This is a genomic window from Marinitoga sp. 1154 (assembly GCF_013363285.1).
Taxonomy (GTDB): Bacteria; Thermotogota; Thermotogae; order Petrotogales; family Petrotogaceae; genus Marinitoga.
On record NZ_LBFB01000046.1, the window covers coordinates 1 to 3,387 of the forward strand.

2 protein-coding genes are annotated in these 3,387 nt (G+C 26.1%); one reads left to right on the forward strand and one right to left on the reverse strand.

Annotated features, from left to right (window positions below; translation table 11 throughout):
- The coding region (locus XO12_RS10900) for a hypothetical protein (protein ID WP_175420322.1) at positions 1-3,027 on the reverse strand (3,027 nt) is incomplete at its 3' end.
- A 71-nt stretch (positions 3,028-3,098) separates the two neighbouring features.
- On the opposite strand from XO12_RS10900, the gene XO12_RS10905 reads away from it, so the two are divergent.
- Positions 3,099-3,387 (forward strand): transposase (locus XO12_RS10905; RefSeq protein WP_175420178.1); only part of this gene is annotated, 289 nt, incomplete at its 3' end.

Sequence of the window (3,387 nt, forward strand, 5' to 3'; positions counted from 1 at the left end):
TGTTGTTGTTATTAATCCTGAAACTTCAATTCCTGCAATTGTTAATTTTGTTGTGTTTGTTATATTGTATTTTTCAATATTTCCTCCTGAGATTATTAGTTCTTCAATTCCATCTGCTGTTATTGTTCCTATTTTTGCGTTTGTTATTGTTATATCTGAATTGATGTTTGCGTTTGTTATTCTTACTCCTTCTACTTCGTTTGTGTTTCCTTCTTGGGCTGTATATGTTTCTATTTCCCCTGTTCCATATATCCTTCCATTTTTCGATTCTATTGTATTTACATCTGCATTTATTTCTCCGTATATTCCTTCTATTGATAAGTTTAGCAATGCTGAATTTACTATTATTCCTGTTAATTCACTTGGTTCTGTCCTGTCATATAATGATTTAACTGATATTTTTCCTGAGTTGTGTGTGACGTTATCAAAGGATAATGTCCTTCCATCACTTATTTTTATTTCTATATCTCCTTCAATGGTTATATTTTTGAGTGATATATCTGATGTTACTATGTATGGTGAGTGTTCACTATCTATTGTTGTGTTTTCTACTAGATAATCTTTTAAGTTTGTATAACTTAATATGTCTCCTATATCTGGTTTTTCTTCTGATCCTGCATCTGTTATTAACGCTGTTTTTATTCCGTCTATTGTGTAATTCCCTGATATCGTTTCACTTATTGATTCTTCTGTGTATAATGCATAGAAGTTATTGTTTAATGCTATGTTGTTTGGTGCTGTGTTTAATAAGTTGTATTCTCTGTTCATCATTATTATGTTATCTGCTATTGTTAATTCTACATTGTCATTCATTAATTGGTTGATCTTTATTCCTCCTAAATTTAATGCTATGTAGTTTTTTGTGAAGTTTGATATCATTCCATTGTTTACAACTACTGCATATCCATTGTTACCGTAGAATGTGTTGTTGTTTATTTCTGGCATTGCAAATTGTTGATTGATTATTATTGCATCGTTGTTGTTATCTTTGAATGTATTGCCATATACTTTTGTTGTTTTGTCATTCCCAATGACAAGTGTCGAATTCCCTTTGAATATATTGTTGAATATTTCTATTTCTTTTATTCTGTATATTGTGAATTGTGATTTTTCAAATGTGTTGTTGTTTATTGTTATAGCATATTCATTATTATCAGAATCACTATAATAATATTCACCTGTATTATAGTTATACTCAAATGCTCCTAATATGAAATTCCCTAAAATCCTATTATTTATTATTTCTATATACCCCTTCGAACTATTGCTATAATTCCTTAATAAAGATAATTGTTTTATTTTATTTCCGTCAAATATTAATTGGGGTATATTTTGATTGTCACTATACATATAATTATTTATAGATATAATATTTATATCATTATCAATAAATTCAATCTTACCATTTTGATATATAAAATATATATTACACGTATCTATAATCGAGTTTGTTATTATTATATTTGAATCAACACTATCTATCATTAAGTAAGAAATATTTGAATTATTTATTAAATTTTCATTATACAAATATCCATTAATATTTATACTTTCAATATCTGAATCTTTTATATTAAATTTAGGATTCCCTTCCCACTCTCTGTATATTTTATTAATTTTAGAACTGTTTAAATTCAATGTTCCTTCTAATATTATTCCATTTCCTATAACATTTTCTGTTGTTAAATTGTTTGCTGTTAGTTCTGAGCTTTGATCAATATTAATTCCATTTGACGAGTTTTGTATTAATATATTGCTTATTTCTACTTTTGACCCTGATAATATCAATGCTGTTTTTGTGTTTTTTATTATTACATTATCTAATTTTACTGATTCTTCTGTTACGTTGTGTAATACTATCCCTTCCCACATATCTTTCATGTCTACTCCAGTAGAGGTATAGAATTTTATGCTTTCTGAACTTCCATCTGCAATTAAGGTTCCATATATATGTATAGATTTACCTTTGGCTACTTTTATTTCTACACCTGGTTCAATTATAAGTTTTCCGAATATATTCAAATCATCATTAATAATATATGGACTATATTCTTTAGCCATTTTATATGGCAAATATAAATTCCCTGAAACTTCTTTACCTGTTATAGTTGTAACTTCGTTTATAGCTTCAATTGGTTCTGAGAAAAATGGTTCGAATATAACTTTTGATAATTCAAAATTAGGGTCATCTTCATAATCATATATTTTTTCTTTGATTAATGATGATGACGAATTTCCAAAATAATTATTTTTAACATCTATTTCACCACCTTTGGCATAATTCTCGAGTTTTATGTCATATTCTGTATGTCCAGTGATATTATTATATGATATAAGCACGGAATTGTTTTGAACTCTTAAACCATAATCTCCATTATTTGTTATTGTATTATATATAATATATGTTTTAGCGTTGTTATTTTCATAATACCCATATCTATTAATATAAATATTATTATTATTTTGTATTATATTTGAAATTACTATAGACCCATTAAATTTAACTGATAGAAAATCTTTTATTGTTGAATTTGCTATCTTATTATTATTTGATGAGAATTCAACAAAATTATTACCATATACTTTAGAGTTTTCTAAAATTGAATCGCTTAATATAAAACCACCATTCAAAATAGTTCCATTTATATAAGAATTACTTATAGAGTTTGGATTATTTATAGTTGAATCTAAAATATAACCACTAATAGCGCCACTATTTCCATATAATATACTTACTGTATTTAAGTCAACTTTTCCTCTTAAATAATTAAAAGTTGAATCTTTTATATTAGAATATCCATTAGAAACAAGCGAATTTATGACAGAATCTGAAATTTCTGCCTCTGAGTTTATTGTTAACATTCCTGAATTTATTTGGATATTTTTTAATATGTTGTTTTTTGATGCAGTAGAATCCGTCCCATAAAGTTCGTATTTTTTATCAATATTTTTTATTGGATTATATTTTATATTTGCTTTTTTATCTATAATTCCAACAAAGTTTCTATTTTCAATTTCCGTATTCACCCCTTACAAGATTTGGACAAAAAATAAGAAAGTGATATCATAAAATTGAAAAAAAGAAAGGGGTGTTTTTTATGAGAAAACGAACTAATTACGAACCAGAATTTAAGTTATCTGTTGTTAAAGAGTATCTTTCTGATGATTCATTAACTCAAAGAGATATTTGTGAAAAGTATTCTATTCCAGATTCTGTTTTTGCAAGATGGGTTAAAAAATATAAAGATTCTAATTATGACGATAATGTGTTTCATTCAAAAAAAGGTCGTCCTAGTTCTATGATTTCTGATATTTCTAAGGTTCCTCCAATTATTTACGAATCTGCTGGTATTATTAAGTCTAATTCAAATAATACTAATGATTCTG